The organism is Dehalobacter sp. MCB1, assembly GCF_003590275.1.
GTDB lineage: Bacteria > Bacillota > Desulfitobacteriia > Desulfitobacteriales > Syntrophobotulaceae > Dehalobacter.
Genome location: NZ_LXPC01000012.1, coordinates 318125 through 343608 on the forward strand (window position 1 = coordinate 318125; position 25484 = coordinate 343608).

The window sequence follows — 25484 nt, forward strand, 5'->3', positions numbered from 1 at the left end:
TTTTCTCTGTGGGGTAGCGGACTAATCTAATTCTAGGGCTTGTCTGTGGGCCACAGATTGATTGCATTTTTAGGGCCTGTCTGCGTGCCACAATTCCGCTTTTCGGCGAATTGCGCCATCCATGGCGCAAATGCCGCGCTCCGCACTCCTTGCTCCGCTTTTCGCGGAACTGTGGCACGCAGACTGATCATAAGTTCATTATCATTGTTCTGTGGCCCACAGACTGATTATAAGGTCGTTTATGTAAGTCTGCATGTATTAGACCTTCCATGGCTTGCGTTCATGGTATCACGGCATTAAGCTATCCGTGGCCGTCGCCGCGTTCCGCATCAGCAGACCAGCTGGACGCGCTTAGTACATCTTTTTATTACTAGCACAACGTTCTCAAATTCCCTGCTCAAATCATTCATACAAGCTTGATTACCCTAAATTAGGTCTGTGTGCCACAGTTCCAGCGTTAAGCGGAGCATGGAGGCGGAGCGCGGCTGTTAACGTCCATGGATGGACTAATGTCGCGGTGCTATGGAGGGCAAGGAGCGACAAGCCACGGATGGCGCAACAGCCGAAAGCGGAATTGTGGCGCACAGACCAGCTTGGGAGTTTAACGCAATCATATATTTGAGTATTTATTTCAGGAACGTTGTACTAGAAGAGGCAGCCAAAATAGGTTTAGTAAAGTAAGTTTAACCTAGGAGTAAAGATAAATATGCGTATTTTGCTTTTGACGCAGTATTTTCCGCCGGAGAAGGGGGCAGCTCAGGTAAGGCTCTGGGAGCTGGCCAAAGGCCTGCGGAATCAGGGGAATACCGTTACGGTCGTGACAGCCTTTCCGAATCATCCCGCAGGGATCATCCCAGATGAATACCGGGGGAAAGTGTTTACTCGTGAGGATATGGAAGGGATCGTTGTTCTCAGAACCTGCATCTATCCGGTGAAGCGGGGCAGATTCTGGCTGCGTTTGCTGAACTATTTTTCTTTTGTGTTTTCCGCTTTTTTAGGGATCTGCCGCAGCGGTCCCCAAGACTTGATCATTGTGGAATCTCCACCGCTTTTTATCGGTTTTACAGCCGTCATTGCTTCTTTCTTCAAAAGGGCACCCTATATCTTCAATGTCTCCGATCTGTGGCCGGAATCCGCAGTGCAGCTCGGACTTGTCACGAATAAGCAGCTTATCGGCATGTGCGAGTGGCTGGAACGTTGTTTTTACCGCAAGGCATTTAAACTTTCGGCGCAGACCCAGGGGATTGTGGAAGGGTTGAAAAAGAAAGGGGTCAAAGCTGAAGATATCTTATTCCTGCCTAACGGCGTTGATACCGAACTTTTTAAACCGAGGCCCAAAGACCCGGTGCTGGAACAGCAGCTTGGTCTGCAGGGAAAATACGTGATCCTGTATGCTGGGACGATGGGGTATGCCCATGGGATTGAGACAGCGCTTGAGGCTGCCGATCTGCTGCGCGCCGAGCCGGAAATATTTTTTCTGTTTGTCGGCGACGGGTCCGAAAGACCCCGGCTCGAACAGATTGCCCGGGAAAAGGATCTGCCCAATGTCCGCTTCATCGATTTCCAGCCGCTCGAAGAGATTCAACGTTATTATTCGTTAAGCAGTATCAGTCTTTCGACCCTCAGACGCTATAAGCTCTCGGAAGGGGTAAGGCCTTCCAAAGTATTTCCGGCGATGGCCAGCGGTCAGCCGCTGATCTATGTCGGAGAGGGCGAAGGCGCCGAGATTGTCAAAGAAAGCGGCGGCGGAGTGGTGCTCGAACCCGAAAACCCCAAAATCCTTGCCGAGACGGTCTTGCGCCTAAAGGCAGATCCGGAAACCTGCAAGGTACTCTCCGAAAAGGGCCGGGAATATGTCATCAGGCACTATTCCTGGGACAGTATCGTCAGAAACTGGCTTGAGCAGCTTTATTTGAAGAAAGCCTAACGTTGTTTTTTGGCCAAAGCGTAGTAAAATAAAGTAGTCAATGAAAAATTAGCCAATGAACAAGGAATTAAAAATATTAAAGAATAAGCGAAGTATAAAAACAATTAATGGATAAATTAAAAAGACAAAAATCAAATGAAAAACTATAGAACAACATAATAACATGATAGCAGACACTGAAACGAAGAAAGAGGCGTAAATTTATGAGTCCACGACGCGAACAGTTCCTTCCCTATGCGCTGCCGCTGATTGAAGATGATGATATTGAAGCTGTTGTCGACAGCCTGAAATCAAATTGGATTTCCAAGGGTCCAAAGACCGGAGAGTTTGAAAAGCGTTTTGCTGAATATATCGGTGTTAAACACGCCATTGCGCTAAATTCCTGCACCGCAGGCCTGCACATCGCCCTGCTGGCTGCCGGAGTCGGAGCAGGCGATGAGGTGATCACCACGGCCATGACGTTTGCAGCCTCAGCGAATGTGATCATTCACTGCGGGGCAACTCCTGTTCTGGTGGATATTGACCCGCGAACCATGAATATTGATCCGGCCAAGATCGAAGAGAAGATTACTGCCAAGACCAAGGCAATTATTCCGGTTCATTTGACCGGACTGCCGTGCGAGATGGATCAGATAATGGTGATTGCGAAAAAATACAACCTTTTTGTATTGGAAGATGCGGCCCATGGCACGTATACGAAGTATAAAGACAGAATGGTCGGCACGATCGGCGATGCGGCGGCCTTTTCGTTCTATGCGACGAAGAACCTGGCAACCGGAGAGGGCGGTATGGTAACGACCAACGATGATGCGCTTGCCAACAAGATGAGGGTTTTGAGTCTCCACGGCATGAGCCGGAATGCCTGGAACAGATTTTCTGAAAAAGGCTCCTGGTATTATGAGATTGAATACCCGGGATATAAATACAATATGACGGATATTCAGGCTGCGATGGGGATGACCCAACTAGCCAAACTGGAATCGATGCAGGCCAGAAGAGAAGTCATCTGGCAGCGTTATAACGCTGCTTTCAGCAAGCTTCCCGAGATTGAAGTTCCGACTGATTTTACGTATGCCCGTCATGCCCGCCATTTGTATATGATCAGGCTGAATCTCGATAAACTTACGGTGGACCGGGCTGCGTTTATTGAATTGCTTAAGGAAGAAAATATCGGCACAAGCGTTCACTATATTCCACTTCCGTATCATCCGTACTACCGGGATACCTTTGGCTACAAACCCGGAGATTTTCCAAAGACGGAAGCGCTCTACGAGAGAATTATTTCCCTGCCGCTTTATCCTAGAATGAGTGATACCGATGTTCAGGATGTCATTGAAGCCGTACAGCGTGTTATTGAAAAGATCAGGTCATAAGAAGGAAGAACAGACTTTTTCCTCTGTTTCTTATAGAATTTAGGAAATTGTTCAAAATCATCTACGAAAGATAGTAAGAATATTTGTAAGATGTGAAGGAGTAAAATCCCAAGGAGTGGTAATTTGTTAGCGAAAAGGGTTTTAGACCTATTGATTTCCATCCCGCTGCTCATTATTTTATCCCCATTGTGGCTGATGATTGTTCTTTGGATCAAAGCCGATTCCAAAGGCCCCGCGGTTTTCAGGCAGGAAAGAGTCGGACGGAATGGAGCGCTCTTCACAATCTATAAATTTCGGACCATGGTTCCGAATGCCGATGCTGTGATGAAGGAAAAAATCGAGCAGCTGAAAAAAGAAGGCAAGTTTGATCCGGACAATTTCTTCTTTCAGGACAAGGATGATCCGAGGATTACGAAGAGCGGCAGATTCTTAAGGAAAAGCAGCCTGGATGAACTGCCCCAGCTTTTGAATATCATCAACGGTACGATGAGCATTGTCGGTCCGAGGCCGGAAGTCCCGGAAATTGTGGACCAGTATACGCACGAACAGCGTCATCGTCTGGACATGCCGCCGGGCGTGACCGGTCTAGCCCAGGTCAATGGCCGCAGTGAGCTGACACTCACGGAAACCCTGAAATATGACGTGGAATACGTCCAAAACTGGCGTTTAGGTTTAGATTTAAAGATACTCTGGAAGACAATCTTTCTCGTTTTAAAGGGGACAAATGCATATTAGGTATGTTAGGTAAGGGGTTTGGTTTACAAAAGACTGACTGCGTTAAAATATGAAAATAGAAAAGCAGTGGGAGAAAGGAATTTTTCTTTCTCCCACTGCTTTTCTATCTTACAATGTGCTTTATTAGAAAATTCTTTTTGATGTGATGAGGCTGTAATCGACATGTAACTGAATTGTGACAGCAATCGTGTATCTTAAACTTAGAAGAAATACTTACCGGACTGGGGAAAGGCATAATGAACAAAGAACATACCGGTTCCAGGCAAAAAAAACCACTTATCGGCACTCAGGAAGCATCATTCATTCTACGGGTATCCGCAATGGAGGACTATGACCTCCAAGGGAGAGTCGAACATGTCGGATCAGGTGATTTCCAAACCTTCAAAAGCTACGGCGATATGGTTAGGCTAATGCACAATAAAGTTGAAGAAGTTGGAATACCTCAGTCCGGCAGCATATTACGCAAATGGTCTTGATTAATTTCTAAAAAGGTGGTGGCACTATGTCTGAGGAGAAAGAAAAACAAACTGAATCCAGCAACACGGAAGCTTCATTTTTGATTCGAATTCAGTACAGACAGAATGCCAGTTGGCAGGGGACGATACAGTGGCTGGAAGAAAAGAAGACCAAACAATTCCGGAGTGAACTCGAAATGATGATGTTAATCAATGAAGCAGCAGATAAAGTAAATATCCAAACAGATCGGACTAAGCTCGGTTCCTGGAATAAGAAGGAGGAGGTATCGTAAACTTAGGGGAAACTATTTTGTACTTATTACTTTTTAATATCAAATAAGAATAGGAGGAAAGAAATGTTAATAAAGAAAACACGTTTTTCAAAAGTGCTCGTATTATGCTTAATCTTTACATTGATTTTATCATTTAGCACGGCATTCGGAATAACGTTACCGGCAGGTCATACCTGTACTTACCCCGATGCTGCTAAAACTGTTACTCCAGACCCAGCTGGTGCTACGAAAGGCAATATTACAGGTCCGGCAATGCTTACAGCAAGTGGTACGATAGATGTTGGAGCCGATTCAGAAGTTGAGGTTATTATCGAGGGTACTGAGGCTCATATTAAAGTTACAAAAGGAGCAATTTCACAAGTTGCTGTTAAGGCGGCCCACTCTTTCCGCTATTGGACTTTTAGTCCCAGTATGCAAGTGGGAGATTGTGTTATTGTCACCACTGCAGGCTGCTTTTCTAATGATAGTGAAAAGAGTACTATTGGGGAATCCGCTTTACACGGTATTAGCCATCTTGTTTTTGGTGAAGGGACTGTTGTAGAAGAAAAAGGTTCTATTACCATCAGCAAAGACTATGCCCCTGTACTTGTTGATGAAACTCCAGTAGCAATTTTTCAATTGTTTGATGAGCAGAAGAATGCTGTAAAAGACGCTCAAAATGATGATGTCACTGCAACAATCAACGGAAAAAACAGCGCAACAATGAGTAATCTGACATTGGGCAATTACTATTTGAAGGAAATCACAAGTCCTTCAGGATACACACTATTATTAAAAGTCGGCAGCACGACACTGATCCCGGATGCAAATGGTTTTTACGGTCCGATAGCTGTTGATTCAAGTACAGCTGTGGTGTTGGATGCGCTGAATGCGAAACTTGGGTCTGTTCAGATTATGAAATCATACGAAGGCAAGCCTACAGATGCAAACGAGGAAGCAACCTTCCAACTGTTTACTGAATCAGACGGTAAACTTGCTTCTGCCGCTAAAGATATCAATGGAAATCTAGCAAAGGTTACGATCACAAACGCATCTACAACTCCTTCGGTAATCAATAACTTGGTTATTGGCAAATATTATCTGAAAGAAATAGGTCCTATTGGATATGATCTCTCTGTCACGATCAATGGTGTTGGTCCAAAAACGGCGAATAGCGATGGTCTTTACGAGATTGATGTCAATACAAGAGCAGCAGTAGAAGTCTCTGCCCTGAATACAAAGACCGAGGATACAGGCACGATTCAAATTTATAAATACTGGCGCGGAGAAGGTACTTTTAGAACTAATGTTGTTTCGGATCCACCATCCGCGACGTTCAAGCTTTGTACCCATGATAGCTTAGGATATCATACGGTTAAGACAATCACCGTCACCGGAGATGGTAGCTTTGAAAAAGTCACTGTGCCTGTTGGCATGTACTATCTACAAGAAATATCCACAAACAAAAATGGATATGAACTGACCTCACTGGAAATCGATGTTAATGGGGATGGCATTTATGATCCCGTAGATCCAGTAGATGGATACTACCCGATTAAGGTGGAGAAAGATCAAGGAACAACAGCAGCTATACCATCTGTAGTCATTCATGCAACAAATACCGAAGAAATTGGTGAAATCTCAATTACCAAAGTGTATAGCGGCACGGTATATGACAAGGATGTTAAGTTCAACCTGAAAGAAAAAACCGCTACCGGCTATGAAGATGTTGTAAATCCATTCTATCTAGGCAGTGGTGAAACAACAGAACCATTTGTGTTGCCGGTTGGAACGTACTACCTCGCTGAAGAGATTCCTTCCAATTACTCATTTAGCGTCAAACAAGGTGATACGGTTTTAGAGAAAGTCGACAACTATTATGTAATCAAGGTAACAAAGAGAACTTATACAGAACAGGGGGATGGACAAATACCTGTAGTCGTTAATTTCACCGCGCTGAACAGCTACAATCCACCTCCACCGCCCCCACCGCCGGGAAAAGTCAATATCCAGATCAACAAAGCTTATACAACTGATGTAACCGCAATAAATCCGACGGCAACTTTCACACTATACACAAAAGCCGGAGAAACTTATACAGCAATTAACTCAGTTTCTATCGTAGGCCCGCTAAGCGAGACAATTTCCAATCTTGATCCTGGTACCTACTATCTGAAAGAATCTGCTGTTCCTACAGGTTTTACCTTCCAAAACATGAGTATCAATAATACCGTACAGACACCGGATACTCAGGGCTATTATGTCATCGATGCAACTGCAACTGGAACAACAGTAACGGTAACTGCGACAAACGCAGAAAACCCGCCTGCTAGCCCGCCTGAAAAGAATGAGTCCATTAAGATTAAGGAAGAACTTCCGAAGACCGGCGGAAATACAGCAGCCTACCTCCTGAGTGGATCTATACTTGCAGCCGTAGGAGCCCTGCTTCGTAGGTTCCAAAAATAAGCGAGACGAATAAGTATTCAAAATAAGTATTAAAAGAATAGCTTTCAATCTGACCGGGATATCTTTAGATATCCCGGTTTTATATTTTTCTACCTTTCTAGGATCAATGAAGATTACTTTATAGTAACATCATTTCATCGTTGTGATTTACTTGTGACTAAGTTGTAACAGGCATTGTGTATAGTGATGATAATAAAATTGTAAATTGAGTTGTGACTATATGATAGAAGGAAATCAAACGGAGGAAAGAAAATGAAAAAAATGATAAATAGCATCAGTAGAAACTTTAAAAAGAGAATGATTCAAATCGGCGCCGTATGCATGATTTTTTACCTTGTTTTTTCTTTCAATGTGGCGTATGCCAAGAATGACGATAATGAGGAAAAAGAAAAGAACATTCCCAATACCAAAATCAATGTGCATTTTGAAGGGGAAATCACAGGTATTTCAGCAGTAAGTGTCACCCTAAGTAACGAGACAGTCATTCCGATGATGGAACAGGAACCAGGCTTTTGGAAAGAAGCAGATAATAAAGAAAAACTTGTGAATCAGATCAAACAGATCGATGTAGTTAAAAATGACCATACAATGACCTTCTCTACCTGGAGAAATAGCACGGAAGCAGAAGGGTCACTGAACATCTGGATCACGCTTCAAAGTGAACAAAATAATGCAGGAAGCAGCGACGAGAATCAAGGTAGCGGAAGTAGCAACGAGGTTCAGGGCAGCGTAGGCATCGACGAGACCCAGAATCCTGTTGAGGATGAAACTTCGAGCGACAATCAATATCAAACCCAGATTATTGATGGTAATGAAGCGATTACTGTGATGGATGAAGAAGTATTTAGCCCTTCTGAAGAACAGAAAGAAAAAATTGCTGTAGCTGCACAGCCCGAAAAAATATTACCAACCAAAGATCTTCCCAAAACAGGCGGCAACACGACAGCCTATTTAATAAGCGGTCTTTTGATAGCCGGTTCAGGATTAATACTTCGCAGAGTTCAAAAATAAGTTTATAATTGGATAAAAAAGACTACCGTTTGTTTTTAAAAATTGTTGAGTAAGTAGAGATTGGGTCAGGCAGGTGAAAGACCATGAAAAGTAGGAACGGCAAAATAATAATAAAAAGAGTATCTTTGATTCTGATTATTGTAGGGATACTCATTGCGCTTTATCCCTTGTATACGAACCTGAAAGCTTACTATCAGCAGTCTATCCTGGAAAAAGAACTTAATTCACAGATTTCGGCGATAGAACCGACAAGTGCAGACCAATTAAGTACGGAATCCCCGGTTATTGAGGACGCTGCCACAGCAGCCGAGACAAAGCCTCAAACTGTTCAACCAAAGAAGATCAACGCGATGATGCGTATTGAAATACCGAATATTCACCTTTCTTCCATCGTCGTGGTTGGAACATCCAAATACATGCTTTCGTACGGACCAGGTTGGTACGAAGAGTCGGCATACCCTGGGGAAGGCAATACGGCGATTGCTGCCCATAAAGATATGTACGGATCATGGTTTAGAAATTTATATAAACTGAATCCCGGGAATCAGATCTATCTCACTTACAAAGGGAAAAAGTACATTTATTTTGTTGAAAAGGTTTATCCGATTATGACCAATGATTGGAGCGTTATCGCTCCCACCGAAGAGCCGGTCCTCACCCTGACCACTTGTTACACGAAGACAGAGCGGCTGGCCTGCAGGGCTGTTTTGAAAGAAATACAAGAAAAATAAAAAGAGGTAAAGCCTCTTTTTATTTTTGTTCTAAAATAATCACAATTTTAATCAATATTTTCTTATCCTATATTGTATTAAAGAGGGACTTAATTTATAATAAATTTACATATAGCATAGCCAATATTTGGATAGGAATGGTTATTGTGGCACTGGAAAAAGAAGAACTTCAAAATATCATTGAAGAAGGACCCATCTATATTCGTACCTTTGGACAGTTCTGTGTCAAAAGGGGTAGTGTTGTTTTGTCCGCGGAGTCCCACAAGTCTCAAAAAATGTGGGATTTGTTCAAATATTTTATCACCAACCGCGGAAAAAATATAATGCCCGAGACCATTCAGGATACGCTCTGGCCTGATCAGGATTACGAGTATTCCAATAAGGCTTTCCGAACAATGATTTACCGTCTGCGTAAGGCACTGAATAAAGGTGCCTTGGACAATGATGCTATGAATGAGGATCAGCTGATTATATATACCCATGGCTGTTATGGCTGGAATCCGGACATTAATTATCGGCTGGACGCTGAAGAATTTGATCAATATTTTACGGCAGCCAGGCAAAATAAATCTGTTGATCCGCAAAAATCCATGTCGTACTATCAAAATATCTTAGCGTTGTATCTGGGCAGTTACCTTTCAGAATCCATATACAACGAATGGACAATACCTCTGAGAAATCATTACCGGCGTTTGTATCTCCAAGCGATGTCGGATTACTGCTGCCTTCTCACAGCACAAGGAGAGAACAAGCTTGTGATCGAGGTTTGTGAAAAAGTGATCATTAATGAACCGCTTGAGGAAGAATTTCATGTTATCCTGATGGAGGCACTTCTCAAAGAAGGAAAAGTGAAAGATGCCAAACAGAATTATGAATATATCACAAGTAAACTGTATCAGGAATTTGGTGTCAGGCCATCTACCGAATTGAGGAATCTATATAGTAGGATTACAGCGAAGGATAAGACTGTGCGGGCTGACATCGAATCCGTACAGGAGGAAATTGCCGGCACGGATGGTGACGGACCATTTTTCTGTGACAGAGCAACTTTTAAATCTGTTTATGATCTCGAAAGGCGAAGAGTAGAACGCAGCGGCCAGTCAATGTTTACAGTGCTATTGACCTTGCAGCCCAGTGAAAAAACGGTACTGAACAAAGACGCTGCCGACAAAGCTTTTCAGACATTAAAAGAAATTGTCGCCAGAAGTCTGCGAAAGGGAGATGTCTGTGCAACCTGGGATGAACTCCAGCTGGTCCTTATCCTACAGGGCATTAATGTGGAGAGTACGCGGATGGTTGTTGGACGTCTTGAGAATGCCTTCCGAGAAAAGACACGACAGAACGATGTCATCTTGAAGGCAAGATACCAGCCGATCGTTGCCAATCAGACGATTGCCAATGAAATGATTTGAATGACTTCATCAATAAATCCGACATCATCATGGATGATGCCGGATTTATTATTATCTTATATGATTTGACAGGAGATTTCTTAGTAAAGGGTTACTGAAGTATTTTTATGGGTCTTCGCAAAGGTTCCCGCATCCATGTTCAGATATTTGGTCGTGCTGGCCGTTACGAATTTCTTGTTCTTAATATAACCTGCATCCCAGGTAGTATCGATGCTGATCCATTCTCCGTCAACCAGAGCTTCATTCCAGGCATGTTTTTCGTAGGCCTGCTGCGAGCTGCTCCAGGCATCTCCATATACGACTCTGGTTTGCACACCGGCTGCTCTGGCCAGTGCTGTGAAGGCGAAGGAATAATCTCTGCATGTTCCTTTTTTGCTTCTGATGACATCTGTCGCTGTATTGACGCCGATATTTCCGCTGTAATACGCATTGGTATCATAAGCAATATTCTTTGTAACCCAGCTGTGTATGGCGATTACTTTATCCATATCCGTTGTGCATGTTTTCGTAAGGGAAGCTGCTAGGTTTTTGATGGTAGGATTGTCACTATTTACAAAACCGGAAGGAGTTAGGCAAAAGTAATTTTCTGTTGAAGTATTCTGTACCTCGAAGCGAATGCTACCGTCAAACTGTTTTCCGTTGTCTCCAACCCAGATCGTATATAGACCGGCTCCAAAACGCAGCCAAATTACTTTAGAGAACACACCTTGATTCACAGAGACGGGGACCGTTGTGATTTCCCCATTGGGTCCTCTCAGGCAAAGCCAGATCTTACTCAGAGTGCTTGTCCCTTCGATGGTGAAGGAACGGTCATATTGGGTGCCACTAATTGAAGGAGAGGTCACCTGTATGGTATCTGTCTGGAACGCTACGTTGTAAGCCGCTTCTGCTTTTGTTGTGCTAAGGGTTATAAACATCAGAGCTGCCAAAACAACTGATATTACTTTCAAAGATAATTTTCTTTGCATCGTGTTGAACCACCTTTCTCGGTTAAAAAAAATCCCTCTTCAGGGGCTACCTGAAGAGGGCAATCATTATGTCAAAATGATAAAGACTTGTCCTGCACTTTCGGTAACCCGGCTGCCATAACCTTGCGGTGTTAGGCCCGTAGCTTTGCGTCTCCGTCTTTCGGCGGGTTTGCCATTATCGTCTGCTATTTAGTTTTGAAAATCGTTTAACTATTAATACAAAATACCTGTTCCGGATACCGAAACAGGCGTTATAAGCACTATAACTGCACTTTCGGTAACCCGGCTGCCATAACCTTGTGGTGTTAGGCCCGTAGCTTTGCGTCTCCGTCTTTCGGCGGATTTGCCATTTATCGCTTTTGCTTATCCAAATTATAGTATACAAATTGCCTCTTGGCAATAGTTTTTTAAAAAGATGTAACTAGTATGTGACATTTTTTAGCAAAATAATTCCTGCAGCAGCGGGTTTAATTTTCGAGCACTTTCTTGATCTAGCCAGGCCAGGGACCAGCAGCCGGCCCCGCCAAGGCCGAATGTGTTGATTAAGGAAAGTTTTGCCTTCCAGCTTTGACAGTCGTCAAAATAAACTGTCCACTGGAAGCCATGCTCATCCGTATAGAAAAAAAACGGTATGCCTAGGGGGTCTGAAGGGACGGTCTTTCTGGTAACTTTTCCATGATAGCGAGAAGCGGTTTGTATGGCAACGGTAAGCCCAAGTGCCTTGGATGCCCAGCGGGTGCCGTCTTGTCGCCAAGCCCTTCCGTAATAGGGCATGCCCATTAGAATTTTTTCGCAAGGAATCCGGGTAACTGCGTAAGCCATGACCTTGCTTACCCAGTCCAGTGGGGCGATTGGACCTGGAGCGGATGTAGCATAATGCAGATCGTAGGACATGATCTGTATATAGTCGACATATTTGGCGAGTTCAGGGTAATTATACTGAACGCACCAGGGCTCTGCTGTGTCGGAAGTCCGGGACATCACAGAGACGAGGGTGAGCTTTCCTTCGGCGGATAACTGCGCATAGAGGGTTTTCATTAAAGCGGTAAGTCCCGGTCCGGTATCGGACGAGAGCGCTTCAAGATCGACCAGAATCCCGTCCGCTCCGGTATCCCTGATGAGCTTCAGGCAGCTTTCCTTAAAAATACTGCGTTTCAGAGGATCACGCAGCATATCCCCGGCAGTCTTGCCGCTACCCAGCACCATCGGAACCACTTTGGCGCCGCTGCGTTGTCCGAGAGCGACCAGGTACTTCGGTATTTCAGGATCGGTAAAGACACAGCCAAAACTGCCATCCGCTTGCAGCGGCCCTGCAAAATTTGGGACCAGGATATCAATTGATTTCAGAAGATTGCCGGAAACGCAGGCCAATTGTTTCTCGTAAGCCGCCTTACTGCCGTATCCATCCCAGAACTGAAGGTTAGTTATCATCTTGAAACCCCACTTCTTAGTTTCTTATCTTCTGATATCAATATTCAGTAAGAAAAAAGAGGGTGCGTGAACACCCTCTAGTACTAAATAGTAAATTACAGTCAGACTTAAGTATATCGGGCCTGTCTGCATGCCACAATTCCGCTTTCGGCCGTTGTGTCATCCTTGACACGTCGCTCCTTGCCATCCATGGCATCGCGACATTAGGCCATCCGTGGCCGTCAAAAGGCCGCGCTTCGCTTCCTTGCTCCGCTTGACGCTGGAACTGTGGCATGCAGACTCAACGTCATGGAGTCTGTAAAAAATTAGTTGATCCGCTCTTTTAGCAGCGGGTATAGCTCCGGAGTACTGACTTCGTTGATCCAGCCCATGGACCAGCCGCCGATGCCCCCGAGATTGTATTCGTCCATGATATCCAATTTTTCTCCCCAGCTCAGCCGGTCATCAAAATAAGCTGTCCTGCTGTAGCCGCTTTCATCGACATATTTAAAGGTCGGTACGCCGATCGGGTCTGTCAACGTGGTCTCTCGGGTGATTGTAGCACAGAACTGGTCAGCGGTCTGCGTCGCGACTGCCCAGCCAAAGACCTTGGACACCCAGCCGCTTCCTTCTGTTCTCCAGGCTCTTCCGTAGTAAGGTACACCCATCAGAATCTTTTCCGAAGGGATTTCAGTCACAGCATAAGCGATAACTTCTCTGACCCAATCCAATGGCGCAATCGGGCCGGGAGCAGACGTCGAATAATGTTTGTCATAAGACATAATCTGAATATAATCTACAACCTGCGCAAGGTCACTGTAATCGTACTCGTCGTACCAGGGCTGATCGGTTGCAGAGGTTTTGGACATGACAGAGACCATGACCAGCTTCCCTTGCGGGTGAAGCCGCGTATATAAGTCCTGCATCAGCGCAGTCAGGCCTTCTTCAGAGCTTTCGGAGAGTGCTTCCATATCGACCAGAATGCCGTCGGCATTGGTTTCCGCAATAAGTTTGACAGCACTGTTGATAAAGGTACTGCGCTTGGCCGTGTCCTGCAGCACGGAATCAGCCGTACTGCCGCTGCTCATGACCATTGGTACGACTTGAGCGCCTTTACTCTGTCCCAAGGCGACGAGATATTTTGGTGTTTCGGCACTGCTGAACCTGTAGGCAAAGCTGCCGTCGGCCTGAACGGCTCCTGCAAGGTTCGGAACCAGAACATCGATATAGTCCGCCAGATCACCCGGAACATAGGACAGCTGGTTTTCATAGGTTGTTTTATTGGCATAGCCATCCCAGAACTGCAGCGATATTTTGGAACTGGTGCTCCCGATCCGGACAATATTTTGTATTGCCGTACTGATTACATCAAAACCGCCCAAGAAAAAGAAATTATTTACACTGGCTCTGTTTGATCCAAGATAAGCTGTAGTCGGCGTATTCAGCAGGGCATTTTCATCCTTCGGAACCAGTAGGATCGGGTTATTGTTTCTAGCGGCGAGCACAGAGCCTGCCAGTGCATCCGGGAAGGAACCGCCTGTCGCGACAACCATTTTGTCCATATTATATGGAAGATTTTTTAATATCGCCACATTGGTCTTGTAGCGGTCCAGGTCACTCAGTCTGCTGACAGTATACCCGGCTGTTTTGAGCTGATTTGCAGCCGAAGCGCTAATTGCGCTTTCACCGCCGATCAGGGTAATTTCAGTAACGCCAAGTTTCTGGAGTGCATTCAGGGTTGCTGTGGGGACTTTCTGCGTATCGGTCAGCAGCAGCGGGATTCCATTGGCTGCTGCGTAGGAAGAAATGCTCAGCGCATCGGCAAAGACTTTGCCTGAAGCTAGAAAAGCCCGGGTACTGTTTTCAACGGATGTCGTTGAAATATTAGCCGCCGTTTCATAGCGGTCTTTTCCCTGGATCCGATAGGTCGTCAAGCCGTTAGCCTTCAGCGCATTTTCCACGCTCGCCGATATCGCCCCTGTCCCGCCAAGGATGAAAACGGAGGAAGCATTCAACCGTTGGATTTCCTGAAGGACTTCCGGGCGCAGCCGGTTGGGCTCGGTCAGCAGCAGCGGCCCGCCGCCTACTACAGCGCTATTGGCCAAAACAGCACCGGCCAGGGCATCCGGAAACGCATCTCCGCGGGTCAGGACAACACTGCTGGCATTGGTCCAGTTATTTGAAGATATCTCGACTGCGGTCTCATATCTGGTTTCTCCGGCAAAACGGGTAAAGGAAGTGGTGCTGCTGTCCGCGGCATAGGCGGATTTAAGCGTTTCCCCCATTCCCATAAACAGACTGCACGTAAAGAAAGAAGCCAGGGTCAGAGCCGCTATTCCTTTTCTAACCAGGCTTGTCGTTTGTTTTTCTCGATGATTATTCATTTTTAACTTGAACATAAAGATTCTCCTCCGTATATTCTGTCTGGCAAAAATCTGGATATCTTTCTATTTCGCCGTCAGACTCTAAAATCCTGTTCAAAATGCAGGAAAATATAAGATCTTGCCGAATTTGTGAAAAACATACAAAAACACAAAAATGTGAGGACAAAAAAATGCTGCCTATAAGCACCAGGAATCCGCAAAAACAAAGAATGATCCTACTGCGAGGACACCTAAGAGCCATCCCTTCACTAAACATAAAAGCTTGTTTGGCAGTTCTGATTTGCCTTGCCCTGGTGTTTCAGGGCATCCCGGGCGGTCAGGAGAAGGTTGCAGCGGCTTTGGAGATATCCAGCGGAAAGCTGCCTATTACGGAAGAATACGACCCTGAAGCCGCCCGTCTGGTGGTTGAGACCACTCAGGGTACCGATCTGGGGACACTGGAAGAAGCTGTTGGGGGCGAGCTGGTAAGGACCGGTCCAATGGATTATTGCACGCTGCAATTTCAAGGGACGAACGATGCAAATAAAGCTGAGGATATCCTGCAGAAGACACTCCAATATCCGGGAGTACTAAACGCGTCATGGAGCAAAAAATATCAGACCGAAGGGACTGCCAACACGGAGGTTTTCACAACTGCCGTCAGTGATCCCGAATACAGTTACCAGTGGGGGCTGCAAAGGGTAAGGGCCGACCAGGCCTGGAAAGAGGGAACAACAGGCCAGGGGGTCATCGTTGCTGTGATTGATACCGGCGTAGACCTCGATCATCCCGACCTGGCAGATGGGACGAACAGTAATCTTGTCAAAGGGTACAACGCAATTACACGAAGTACTGCGGCCACGGCAGCACAGGATGATAACGGACACGGTACTTCTGTGGCCGGATTGATTGCTGCCCTGAATAACAATAAAGGTATTATTGGGGTCGCTTATAACGCCAAGATCATGCCGATCAAAGCCATGGATAGGAACGGTGAAGGTGAGGATACTGTCATTGCGGACGGCATTATCTGGGCCGTCGATAATGGGGCCAAGATTATTAATATGAGCATCGGCTCTGATGAAGAAACCAAAATACTTGATGATGCGCTGCAGTATGCAGCCAATAAAGGGTGCCTGCTGATCGCGGCTTCCGGCAATGTGTCCGGAAGTACCTCACAGGCCTATAGCCACCAGACTGTAACGGGAACGAGTGAGGTATCCTATCCTGCGGCGAATCCGAACGTTCTTGCCGTCTCGGCAGTGGATTTCTCTGATGTGATTACGGATTTTTCACTGACTGGGCCGGAGGTACTGCTGGCCGCTCCGGGCAAAAGAATACTGACTGATTACTGGTCAGTTACGGAAACGGGCTGTGCCTATATGACGGGGACATCCATCGCGGCACCTTTTGTCACCGGGGCGGCTGCCCTGCTTTGGAGTAAATATCCCGGGCTGACGGTAGATCAAATCAAACAGGCCCTGATAGAATCTGCCTATGATCTCGGACAGGAAGGCCAGGATAATGACTATGGTTATGGCAGACTGGATATCTATCGTGCCCTAAAGACATTTGGAACTCTGCAGAGATATGCCGCCCCGGCTGTTTTGGGATGGGAAGGCGGCGTCGTAGCTGCTGGAAACACCGGTGAGGAGCCCGCGATTGAACTGACCGTTCCGACCGGAGCCTTTGCACTGCAGGTCGACAGCACCGGAACGGAAAAAAAGATCAACATTTCCATATCTGAAGTAAAATCTCCGGGCAGTTTTCCTGAAGGGATTATTTCCGGCAGTGGGGTGTATGCAATCAGTTGGGGAGAAGTACTGCCTGAAAAAGTCCTTAACCTGACGGTCAAAGCAGAGTTGCCTGCCGCATACGCGTACGGATCAGAAACCGGCTATCTTGCCTATTTATATCGGTGGAGCGGCTCAAGATGGATCAGAGTTGGCGGCGGATTCTCAACGAACGCCGCAAAGGTGGAAGTCTCCATCTATGAGCCCGGTACTTACCGGGTCGGCTGGAGTCCGGCTCCTGCTAACGACCGGATCGCCGGATCGGACAGGATCACGACCGCGCTGGCCATTGCGAGGGAGGCGTTCCCTACCGGCGCGGATACCGTCGTGATTGCCCGGGCTGATGATTTTCCCGATGCGCTGGCTGGAGCACCGCTTGCTTACAAGTACCATGCACCGATCCTGCTGACGTACCCAAACGAACTGCCGCAGGAAGTCTATCAGGCAGTGCAGGACTTGAATCCGAATAAAGTTATTATTCTTGGCGGCACGGGGGCTGTTTCAGCTGCCGTCGAAGCAAAGCTCGCCAATATTGCCGCTGTAAAGCGGCTGGCCGGAAATAACCGATATGACACTGCTGCGGCTGTCGCCGACATGCTTGGCACAAAAGGGCAGGCAGTCGTGGTCAGCGGGATCAACTTTCCGGATGCGATAGCAGCGGCTTCTTTCGCAGCAGTAGAGGGCAAACCAATTTTGTTGACGTCTTCCGGGATCTTAAACAGCGAGACACTGCTTGCTCTGAAGAAAAGTTCTATTACCGCTACGGAAGTGATCGGCGGGAGTGAAGCGGTCTCCGGAAATATACTGTCAGAACTGCCTTCCCCGATCAGAATTGGCGGTACGGATCGTTATGCAACGTCTGCAGGCGTTCTCCGAGAACATAAAACTGCAGGACAGGTACTATATATAGCTACAGGAACAAATTTTCCCGATGCACTGACCGGAGGAATATTGGCAGCGACAGGCTCATCCAATATTTTGCTCGTTTCCCAAAGCGGTCTGTCTGCAGGTCAAAAAACTTTGCTGTCATCCTACAAAGGCAAAACCGTGATAGCGATCGGCGGGGCAAAAGCATTGCCGGGTAGTGTCTTGACGGAGATACGGCAGCTCGGATTACTGTAAAATAAGAAGCAATTTGTCCCCTGCGTCAGGTAAATGCCTCAAAATCCGTCTTATAGAGGGACGGTGAACAGAATGTCACTAAAAAAACAGTGGAAATTTTTGCGCGAATATTGTAGAATAACATAGCGCGATTAATTTGGGTGATTATGTCAATTTCTTAAGGAATACCAATGTTTCCTGTGAAAAAAGTTGCGTGCTTATGCAGGAATATTGAGTTCTTTAAAGAATAATATATGGAGGTATGAGAAGCTCATTACATAAGCTTCTCTTTACCCATAGAACGTCTAAAGGGATAACCGCCCCTGAGGAACGAGGCTCAGAGGGGGGACGCCCCCGGGTTGGGTGGTGCCTTTAGATATTGCGCAATGTCTAAGGATAATCTTTGCGACACTGTTAAGGGGGGTGAAGAAAGAGATTCCGCATTCGAGTAAAGGGAGACTGATTCCAAGACAGATATAAAAATACCACTGATTGAATCGGTTTTGCCCGAAGACAAAAAAACCCTTTTTAAAGAAAGAGAGGAGATTTGACTAAATGAGTAGAACGAAGAAGATAGCCGTATTAGCTATCATTGCTATGGTTCTGACCCTGATGCCTGCTGCTATGTTTGCTGCTACAGCTGACAGCACCAGACTTTCCGGTGCAGGCCGTGTAGAAACCGCTCTCGATATCGCCAGTGCAGGAACTTGGGGTACATCAGTTGTACTTGCTCCTGCCGATCAAGCTAACCTCGTTGACGCTCTGGCTGCCGCACCTTTAGCAGGCCAGGAGAATGCCCCGATCCTTTTGACCTTCAAAGGTTCCTTAGATGCTGCTGTAAAAGCTAAAATCGCAGCTCTCGGTGCAACCAAGGTTTATGTTGTCGGTGCTATTTCCGATGCTGTTGCTGCTGAAGTTGATGCCATGGCTGGTGTTACTGTTGAAACATTGAAAGGCGCTGGCCGTCAGGCTACTGCTGCTGCGATCAATGCTAAATTGACCAGCCCTGCAGGTACTTTTGTAGTTGGCTATGATGCTATTCCTGACGCTTTGTCAGTTGCATCCTATGCTGCTAGAAACAAATTTGCGATTGTTCTGGCTAGCCAGGATGGAAGCGTTGCCAGTTCCAGTCTCGTTGGCGCTACCAAGTACATTGTTGGTGGTACTACTAAAGTTGATGACATCGCTGGCGTAACCCGTATTGCTGGTGCTGATCGTTTTGCAACCAATAATGAAGTTGCTAAAGCCCTCACCTTCACCTATGACAGAATTTATATTGCCAACGGCTTGTCCTGTGTTGATGCTCTGTCTGTTGCTCCCTTAGCAGCTAAATACAATGCTTTCGTAGCTCTGGCAAGTAGCAGTGATGTTGCTGCAGCTGCTACAGTAAATGCTAAGCTTTCTGCTACCAGTAAAGTTATTGCTGTTGGTGGAAGTACTGCTGTATCTAATACTGTTGTAGGTATTGTTATTTACGGCGGATTAGCAGTAAAATCAGTAAGCTCAATAAACGCTACTCAAATACAAATCGTATTTAATAAAGTAGTTGACAAAGCAACTTTATTTGCAGATGGTGTAAGTGGTGCATTCGTAGCTAATACTGTAGCTATTAATACATTAGATACTATCGCTTCAGGTGCTTTAACAGGCAAATTAAGCGATGATGGCTTAACCTTAACAGTAACTGCTACAAATGCTCTTTCCAAACGCTATGATGTTGTTGTTGATCTTATTAAAGCTAAAACTGGTGAAACAATTACAAAGTATACCCAAATGTATACTTTTGCAGCAGATACTACTGCCCCAACGATTGTTTCAACAACTAAAGTTTCTTCTAGCGTTTACAAAGTGATTTTCTCTGAACCAATGAAAACTTTAGGAACTGTAACTTATACTTTTGCTGATAACACTGCTGCTGTTGTTGCTACTGACTTTGCAGCTGGCAAATCAGAAGTTCTCTTTACAATTGATGCTGGTGTTGCTGTTGGTAAAGTCATTACTGCACAGTTCATCGGTGCACAGGACCAAAATAATAATATTCTTGCAACTAATCCTGCTACTACCACATTCACTAAGGGTGCTCTTGACGGTACCAAACCTACACTTGTTTCCATTACTCAAACAGGAGCGATAACATTTAATGTTAAGTTTTCTGAAGAGTTAGCAGCGAATCCGACTGTAGCTATTGTTGGAAATGCAACCACAAAAACTGAAAAAGATACATCTGATGCAACGAACTACAAAATTACTGTAACTAATCCTCTTGAAGGAGCAACAGTTGTGGGCGTAACTGCTTTCACAGACTTAAGTGGTGAAGCTGGAGACAACACATCAAGAGTAATAAGTTTTGTAAAAGATATTGCTAGCCCTAAAGTTACTTCTACTGCAGTTGTTGCTGACACTGCTGATGGAAAACAGTATCTTGAAATTACTTTTGATAGAGATGTAACTGTTGTTGGCGGTTCTACAGTTGATGCTGTTGGTTCCTATGTTAAAGACTATGTAACCACTAACATTGACCCTGCAGCTGTAGCTGTAGCTTATAAGAATGTTGACAATAAGAGGCTTGTTCGTGTAGCTTTAGCTAACCTTGTTGCTGGAGCTGATACCAAAGCTGCTGTCTACACTGTAGATTTAGCGTTTGCAAACCTAAATAGTACTGCTGGAATAGCTGCTGATGCTGTTAAGGCTGTATCCTTCACCCGTGGTGAAGATGGTGTTGGTGCTAGTACAGCTAAAGTTGCTGTAGTAGCAGGTACTGTAAAACAAGGTGTTGATAACAATAAGGTTGAAGTAGTTTTTGATAAAGCAGTTGATGGGGCTTCCGCTACTGCTGTTAATAACTATTCTGTTGCTGGTGCTGTAGTACAATCAGTCACTCTGTTAGCAGTTGGAGCGGATACTCCTGCAGGAACAGTTACCGCTGCTACTGAACAGGCTGTTGTTCTTAACCTGCAAGCTGGCTCAAACCTGTTCACAGGTCTCCGTAATATCACTATTACCAATGTTAAAGCATTAGGTTCTTCTGTAGCCATTGATGCATACACTGGTACTGTAAATATCAAAGAAAACGTTGTTCCGACAATCACCTCTGCGAAGTTAACTGCATTAAATAAAGTTACGTTAACTTTCTCAGAAAAAGTTGATACACTTGCAGTAGACACTGATTTCGAACTTTACATCGGTGGATCCAAATTAGCTGCAAATGATCTAGTTTCTACGGCTGCTGGAGATGATGTAACTACTGTAGTTCTGACATTAGAAGCAGATGTTACAGCAGCAAATATTGCTTCTGGATTAACACTTAAAGCTATCTCTGGTACTATCAATATTGTTGATACAGCAGGCAATAAAATTTCTGTACCATCTACAGGTGTTACAGTAACCCAATAATTGCTAACCAATTCTAATATAGATGTTAGAAAACTGATAGCAACTTTTAAGGAGTCGACTCAAAAGAATTTTGAGCTCGGCTCCTTTTTAGTGTGCCACGCATAGCGGTTAACTGTAAGGTAAGCGTCTAATGACAAGGTGTATATTTCCATGGGACTTTTTTTCGACAGTTCCGAATATTGACGAAACAGCCTGCACGAAGTATGATGGTTGTTAGAATCAGATGTCAATACTTCTTGGAGGAATCTTAATGCGTTCGAGAAAGTTAATAATCATGACCTTAATAGCATTCTTGGGACTTTTATTTCCAGTACAAGCATTTGCTGATACCGTGGCAACACTTGATTTTGATAAAATTGAATCATTGATGAATGCCAGAAATCCGATAATTTCTGAAAATATGAGTACATATACTAATGCTGTAAATGGAAAGACACAGGGAATTGCTGCAATGGATGCACTTCTGGCTCAATGGAGCGCGGTGAACGCAGCTTATGGCGGGGGCACCGGCGCAAACCCACAATATGAGGCTGCTATCAGCTATTTGCTTGCTGCTCAAAAAGCTGCTCTTGATCAGCAAAAATCGTCCTATACATCCATCAATACGACAAACACGCTATTAAATATTGAAAAAGGGAACAATACACTGATCTGGAGTATGGAGATGCTGTATATCTCCTATAATGCGATCGGTTACCAGTTGGACGATTTAATGGTGAAGAAGTCTTTGGCTGAACGGCAGGTAAAGATATTAAAACTACAGCAGAAACTTGGGATGGTAACTCAGCTGACTGTCGATGAGGCAGAAAATAGTCTCCTGGCACTTGAATCAGCGGTACAGAACCTGAAAGAGGCTAAGGAGTCCATTCTCCAGCAGTTTAATTTAAATCTTAACCAGGATTATGATTGTGTACTTACGGTTAATGATGTTCCTAATGTAACGAAAGACCAGATTGCCGGCATAGACGTCGATAAGGATTATCTGGATGCCAAGGGCAAAAGCTATGATTATATTCTGGATTCCTACTCGCTTGATTCCGAACGGAAGTTTAAAAACAATTTCTATAGGGCCTATCAAACTGTTCTGGACAAACAGCAAGCCTTGGATGTCGAAACCAAAAAGATGGCAACAGCCGAAAGCAAATGGAAGATTGCCCAGCTCAAATACAAATTGGGAATGATTTCGGAAATCCAGTTTGAAACAGAAAGAAGCACGTATATGAGTCAGCAGACAACGACCGAGATTGCGAAAGATACAGTGATGCAGGCTTATCGCCAGTACGAGTGGGCTAAGAGAGGATTGATTGTATCTTCGAGTACAGGTGCATAAATTCAATGTATATGTCTAAGAAGTGTCAGTAAGACACTTCTTAATTTCAGGAAGGACTAATTGAGCATAAAGGACGGTGGGACAGCGATGAAGGGCAAAGTATATAAGGTTTTGGTGTTAGCGGCAGCATTTATACTCCTGGTTACGTTTACGTTGCCCTTACCGATTTCTTTGAAAAACATATTGACGGAGGATACATCTTCAAAAAATATGTCTTCTGGGGAAAAGGCACCGATCACTACGGCAGTCTCGGCTCAGGAAGATCTTAGCACGTTGTCGGATGCTAAATCAAAACCACAGGAGCAGATTACATCAAAGACAATAGATCAGGCAACCGAAGAATCAATCGATTCTTCAGAGGCAGACAGCAAAACGCTTAAACAAGCAGTAGTACAAGTCCCGGAAACGATATCAGAAACGCCGAAAAGCTCTAAAACAAGCGTACCACAAACAAGCTCTTCAGAAGAAGCCAATCCTAATCCACCCGAACCTGCGGCCAGCCCCAGCACCAACTCCGAAATCCAACAAATGCTGGCTCTGATTAATTCTGAACGCTCCAAAGCCGGAATTTCTTCGCTTGAGCTTAACCCGAAGCTGACAAATGCCGCGCAGCTGAAAGCGGAAGATATGGTCAGTAACAATTATTTTTCCCATATATCGCCTACCTGGGGATCCACTTTCACGCTGCTTCACAGCTTAGGTATTACATACAGCAGTGCTGCAGAAAACCTCGCAGGAGACAGTTCGGTTGAAGCTGCTCATCTTGACCTGATGAATTCGGAGGGGCATAGAGACAATATCGTGGATGCCTCCTATGCTTCAGTCGGCATCGGCATCTCAAAAAGCCCGGTGTACGGTTATGTGTTTGTACAGATCTTTACAGACTGATCGGATAGATATCAAAAATAATTGTATAAATTTCGAATCATTTTCTGAGACTAAAGTCTCATTTTTTGTACCCCATTGGTCTGAAAAAGGACCCAAAACAATTGAACTTTTAAAGTAGCTATACTATAATGACCTCAGCCAAAACGATAATGGCAAATCTGTCGAAAGACAGAGACGCAAAGCCACGGGTCTAAGGCCGAAAGGTTATGACAGCCGGGTTACCGAAAGGGGTAAATAGAATGATCCATAAAAAGATTCTGGTTTCGATTCTCTGTGTCCTTTTAATTATTGCGGTCGCACCTTCTTGTGTTTTTGCTGAAACAACAACCGGCGAAAGCACGGTCACTGGGGAAATCTTAGCAAGTACTCCCAACACGACCGTAGATCCTACTACTGTAGATCCAACCGCCACAGATCCAACAGATGAAGCAGCTGTTGAAGATGAAGCCGGTGTAACACCGGACAGCTGGCTCTATTCAATCGAACAGATGATTGAAAATGTCCAGGTTGCTGTAACTTTCTCTGATGAAGGAAAAGCGGAACTGCTGGTTGAGTTTGCCAATGAAAGACTGGCCGAAGCGGAAATCATGTCCGAAGAGAACCAGCTTGATTTGATGGAGCAGGTTCTGAGAGCATATTCAGATACTATTAAAAAAGCAAACTTTCAGGTGCAACAAATCATTGAAGATACCGAAGCAGCTGAAGGAACTGAAACCGATGGTGCAGATAATAATGCTGTAAATGAAGAAGCTGTAGCAACTTCTACGGAAGAAACAACTACTGATGAGACAGCCACGGATGAAACGGCGGCAGTTGACACAGAAGAAAATACCGTCATCAGCAATCTACTTGCCAGCATTGAACTTGTCCAAAGTGATGCCGACAAGATCGTCCTTAAAATCACCGGCGGTCTGACAGAAGAACAGGCTGAAATCATGCAGAATATTATCCAAGCCGAAGTCCAGAATACCATTGCGATTAAAGCCTATGTAGCCGCGAAAGAAGCCTATGCAGAAGCTGTGCAGGAATTTACGGCAGCCAAGGCAGAATTGGGACAAGCCCGTGCTTCAGGTGATGAGGCTGCCATTGCAGCTGCCCTGGAAAAAGTCGGGCAGGCTGAACAGTACAAAAACGACATGCAGGAGCTTAGGAAAGATATTCAGAAAATCAAAGTAGAGACGAACAAAGAAACGAAGGAAGCCTTGAAAGAGCAAGCCAAAATTATGAAGGAATACAAGAAAACCATTAGGGAACAAGCCGTGAGCGACCAGGAAGATAGCCTGGAAGCAGGGGACGAACAGGATCCAACAGTTGCAGACGATCAGAATGCCACAGCCGATGGCCAGTCTACTTCGGATGAAACAACAGTGGATGCACAGGCCGTTCAGAACACGGTCATAAATACCTCTTCAAATAACGGGCATAACGATAAAGGGCAAGGAAAAAGATAGGACTTTATATTTTCGATAACTGAGAATCATTCAAATCACATTAAATACCTCCTTAGAAGAAACAGACAGCTATCAGGCAGATAAAGTGCCAGGGCTGTCTGTTTTGTGGTTTACATCTTTTATGCCGGTACTGCCCGCTTACACTTGCGGAGGATCATAAAGGTCATTGGTCGTGGTTTCAATGACCTTTATATCCTTTACCCCTGTAAGGGCACCGTTTGTCGTGAGGAATATCCCGCTTGCTATAAGCGAGTTCATAACGTCCATGGCTTCAGTTAGCAGGATATCCTCTCGCGGTTGGGGAACCGTTAGGGAAAACGTGTTCCCTCCGGTGGTCGCGAAAGTTAATCTTGCTGTTCGGTTGGTGGTCACAGCCAATTGAATCACCTCCTTGACGCCTGAAAT

The 25484-nt window shown here is 45.1% G+C and carries 18 protein-coding genes and 3 riboswitches; of the genes, 14 read left to right on the forward strand and 4 right to left on the reverse strand.

Going from position 1 to position 25484, the window contains the following annotated elements:
• Window positions 1-706: 706 nt before the first annotated feature.
• The 9 genes from A7K50_RS09305 to A7K50_RS09345 all read left to right on the forward strand — a co-directional run bounded on the left by A7K50_RS09305 (window position 707) and on the right by A7K50_RS09345 (window position 10382).
• Window positions 707-1927, forward strand: a complete 1221-nt coding sequence (locus A7K50_RS09305) for a glycosyltransferase family 4 protein (protein WP_119775761.1) — start codon at window positions 707-709, stop codon at window positions 1925-1927.
• A 203-nt stretch (window positions 1928-2130) separates the two neighbouring features.
• Window positions 2131-3300, forward strand: coding sequence for a DegT/DnrJ/EryC1/StrS family aminotransferase (locus A7K50_RS09310; protein WP_119775763.1), 1170 nt, complete (start codon window positions 2131-2133; stop codon window positions 3298-3300).
• 123 nt (window positions 3301-3423) lie between these two features.
• A complete protein-coding gene (locus A7K50_RS09315; protein ID WP_119775765.1) occupies window positions 3424-4035 on the forward strand; it encodes a sugar transferase in 612 nt (203 codons plus the stop codon).
• A gap of 236 nt (window positions 4036-4271) precedes the next feature.
• Window positions 4272-4511, forward strand: a complete 240-nt coding sequence (locus A7K50_RS09320; protein WP_119775767.1) for a hypothetical protein — start codon at window positions 4272-4274, stop codon at window positions 4509-4511.
• Between the two features lie 26 nt (window positions 4512-4537).
• Window positions 4538-4783: a hypothetical protein gene (locus A7K50_RS09325; protein WP_020492365.1), complete on the forward strand. Its 246-nt coding sequence runs from the start codon at window positions 4538-4540 to the stop codon at window positions 4781-4783.
• 63 nt (window positions 4784-4846) lie between these two features.
• Window positions 4847-7228, forward strand: a complete 2382-nt coding sequence (locus A7K50_RS09330; RefSeq protein ID WP_119775769.1) for a SpaA isopeptide-forming pilin-related protein — start codon at window positions 4847-4849, stop codon at window positions 7226-7228.
• A gap of 252 nt (window positions 7229-7480) precedes the next feature.
• A complete protein-coding gene (locus A7K50_RS09335; RefSeq protein ID WP_020492362.1) occupies window positions 7481-8239 on the forward strand; it encodes an LPXTG cell wall anchor domain-containing protein in 759 nt (252 codons plus the stop codon).
• An 83-nt stretch (window positions 8240-8322) separates the two neighbouring features.
• The gene (locus A7K50_RS09340; RefSeq protein ID WP_020492361.1) at window positions 8323-8970 is read left to right on the forward strand and encodes a class E sortase; all 648 of its coding nucleotides are present in this window, start codon (window positions 8323-8325) and stop codon (window positions 8968-8970) included.
• A gap of 146 nt (window positions 8971-9116) precedes the next feature.
• On the forward strand, window positions 9117-10382 hold the full coding sequence (locus A7K50_RS09345) for a BTAD domain-containing putative transcriptional regulator (RefSeq protein WP_020492360.1): 1266 nt from the start codon (window positions 9117-9119) through the stop codon (window positions 10380-10382).
• A gap of 80 nt (window positions 10383-10462) precedes the next feature.
• Here the strand turns inward: A7K50_RS09345 and A7K50_RS09350 are convergent, their stop codons facing one another.
• The 3 genes from A7K50_RS09350 to A7K50_RS09360 form a co-directional block, all read right to left on the reverse strand.
• On the reverse strand, window positions 10463-11350 hold the full coding sequence (locus A7K50_RS09350; RefSeq protein ID WP_119775771.1) for a transglutaminase-like domain-containing protein: 888 nt from the start codon (window positions 11348-11350) through the stop codon (window positions 10463-10465).
• A gap of 99 nt (window positions 11351-11449) precedes the next feature.
• A riboswitch (cyclic di-GMP riboswitch) is annotated at window positions 11450-11534 on the reverse strand.
• An 89-nt stretch (window positions 11535-11623) separates the two neighbouring features.
• Window positions 11624-11708, reverse strand: a riboswitch (cyclic di-GMP riboswitch).
• 80 nt (window positions 11709-11788) lie between these two features.
• On the reverse strand, window positions 11789-12781 hold the full coding sequence (locus tag A7K50_RS09355; protein WP_119775773.1) for a glycosyl hydrolase family 18 protein: 993 nt from the start codon (window positions 12779-12781) through the stop codon (window positions 11789-11791).
• 305 nt (window positions 12782-13086) lie between these two features.
• A complete protein-coding gene (locus A7K50_RS09360) occupies window positions 13087-15159 on the reverse strand; it encodes a cell wall-binding repeat-containing protein (RefSeq protein ID WP_119775775.1) in 2073 nt (690 codons plus the stop codon).
• Between the two features lie 251 nt (window positions 15160-15410).
• Between A7K50_RS09360 and A7K50_RS09365 the strand changes: the two genes are divergently transcribed.
• From A7K50_RS09365 to A7K50_RS09390, 5 genes are all read left to right on the forward strand, one after another.
• Window positions 15411-18038, forward strand: a complete 2628-nt coding sequence (locus tag A7K50_RS09365) for a S8 family serine peptidase (protein WP_243103704.1) — start codon at window positions 15411-15413, stop codon at window positions 18036-18038.
• Window positions 18039-18572: 534 nt separating this feature from the next.
• Window positions 18573-21410: a cell wall-binding repeat-containing protein gene (locus tag A7K50_RS09375; RefSeq protein ID WP_199698265.1), complete on the forward strand. Its 2838-nt coding sequence runs from the start codon at window positions 18573-18575 to the stop codon at window positions 21408-21410.
• A 250-nt stretch (window positions 21411-21660) separates the two neighbouring features.
• Complete coding sequence (locus tag A7K50_RS09380) at window positions 21661-22740, forward strand: TolC family protein (protein WP_158582045.1); 1080 nt, start codon at window positions 21661-21663, stop codon at window positions 22738-22740.
• Window positions 22741-22800: 60 nt separating this feature from the next.
• Window positions 22801-23628: a CAP domain-containing protein gene (locus A7K50_RS14350; RefSeq protein WP_243103705.1), complete on the forward strand. Its 828-nt coding sequence runs from the start codon at window positions 22801-22803 to the stop codon at window positions 23626-23628.
• 141 nt (window positions 23629-23769) lie between these two features.
• A riboswitch (cyclic di-GMP riboswitch) is annotated at window positions 23770-23854 on the forward strand.
• Complete coding sequence (locus A7K50_RS09390) at window positions 23835-25079, forward strand: DUF5667 domain-containing protein (RefSeq protein ID WP_243103706.1); 1245 nt, start codon at window positions 23835-23837, stop codon at window positions 25077-25079. It overlaps the preceding riboswitch by 20 nt.
• Before the next feature lie 138 nt (window positions 25080-25217).
• Here the strand turns inward: A7K50_RS09390 and A7K50_RS09395 are convergent, their stop codons facing one another.
• The gene (locus tag A7K50_RS09395) at window positions 25218-25457 is read right to left on the reverse strand and encodes a DUF2922 domain-containing protein (RefSeq protein ID WP_119775784.1); all 240 of its coding nucleotides are present in this window, start codon (window positions 25455-25457) and stop codon (window positions 25218-25220) included.
• Window positions 25458-25484 lie beyond the last annotated feature (27 nt).

Bases quoted from the DNA above. Each gene is read 5' to 3' on its own strand.
- A7K50_RS09340 (WP_020492361.1), top strand. From the start codon at position 8,323: ATGAAAAGTAGGAACGGCAAAATAATAATAAAAAGAGTATCTTTGATT.
- A7K50_RS09360 (WP_119775775.1), bottom strand. From the start codon at position 15,159: ATGTTCAAGTTAAAAATGAATAATCATCGAGAAAAACAAACGACAAGC.
- A7K50_RS09310 (WP_119775763.1), top strand. From the start codon at position 2,131: ATGAGTCCACGACGCGAACAGTTCCTTCCCTATGCGCTGCCGCTGATT.
- A7K50_RS09375 (WP_199698265.1), top strand. From the start codon at position 18,573: ATGAGTAGAACGAAGAAGATAGCCGTATTAGCTATCATTGCTATGGTT.
- A7K50_RS09305 (WP_119775761.1), top strand. From the start codon at position 707: ATGCGTATTTTGCTTTTGACGCAGTATTTTCCGCCGGAGAAGGGGGCA.
- A7K50_RS09390 (WP_243103706.1), top strand. From the start codon at position 23,835: ATGACAGCCGGGTTACCGAAAGGGGTAAATAGAATGATCCATAAAAAG.
- A7K50_RS09320 (WP_119775767.1), top strand. From the start codon at position 4,272: ATGAACAAAGAACATACCGGTTCCAGGCAAAAAAAACCACTTATCGGC.
- A7K50_RS09355 (WP_119775773.1), bottom strand. From the start codon at position 12,781: ATGATAACTAACCTTCAGTTCTGGGATGGATACGGCAGTAAGGCGGCT.
- A7K50_RS09325 (WP_020492365.1), top strand. From the start codon at position 4,538: ATGTCTGAGGAGAAAGAAAAACAAACTGAATCCAGCAACACGGAAGCT.
- A7K50_RS09380 (WP_158582045.1), top strand. From the start codon at position 21,661: ATGCGTTCGAGAAAGTTAATAATCATGACCTTAATAGCATTCTTGGGA.
- A7K50_RS09350 (WP_119775771.1), bottom strand. From the start codon at position 11,350: ATGCAAAGAAAATTATCTTTGAAAGTAATATCAGTTGTTTTGGCAGCT.
- A7K50_RS09335 (WP_020492362.1), top strand. From the start codon at position 7,481: ATGAAAAAAATGATAAATAGCATCAGTAGAAACTTTAAAAAGAGAATG.
- A7K50_RS09330 (WP_119775769.1), top strand. From the start codon at position 4,847: ATGTTAATAAAGAAAACACGTTTTTCAAAAGTGCTCGTATTATGCTTA.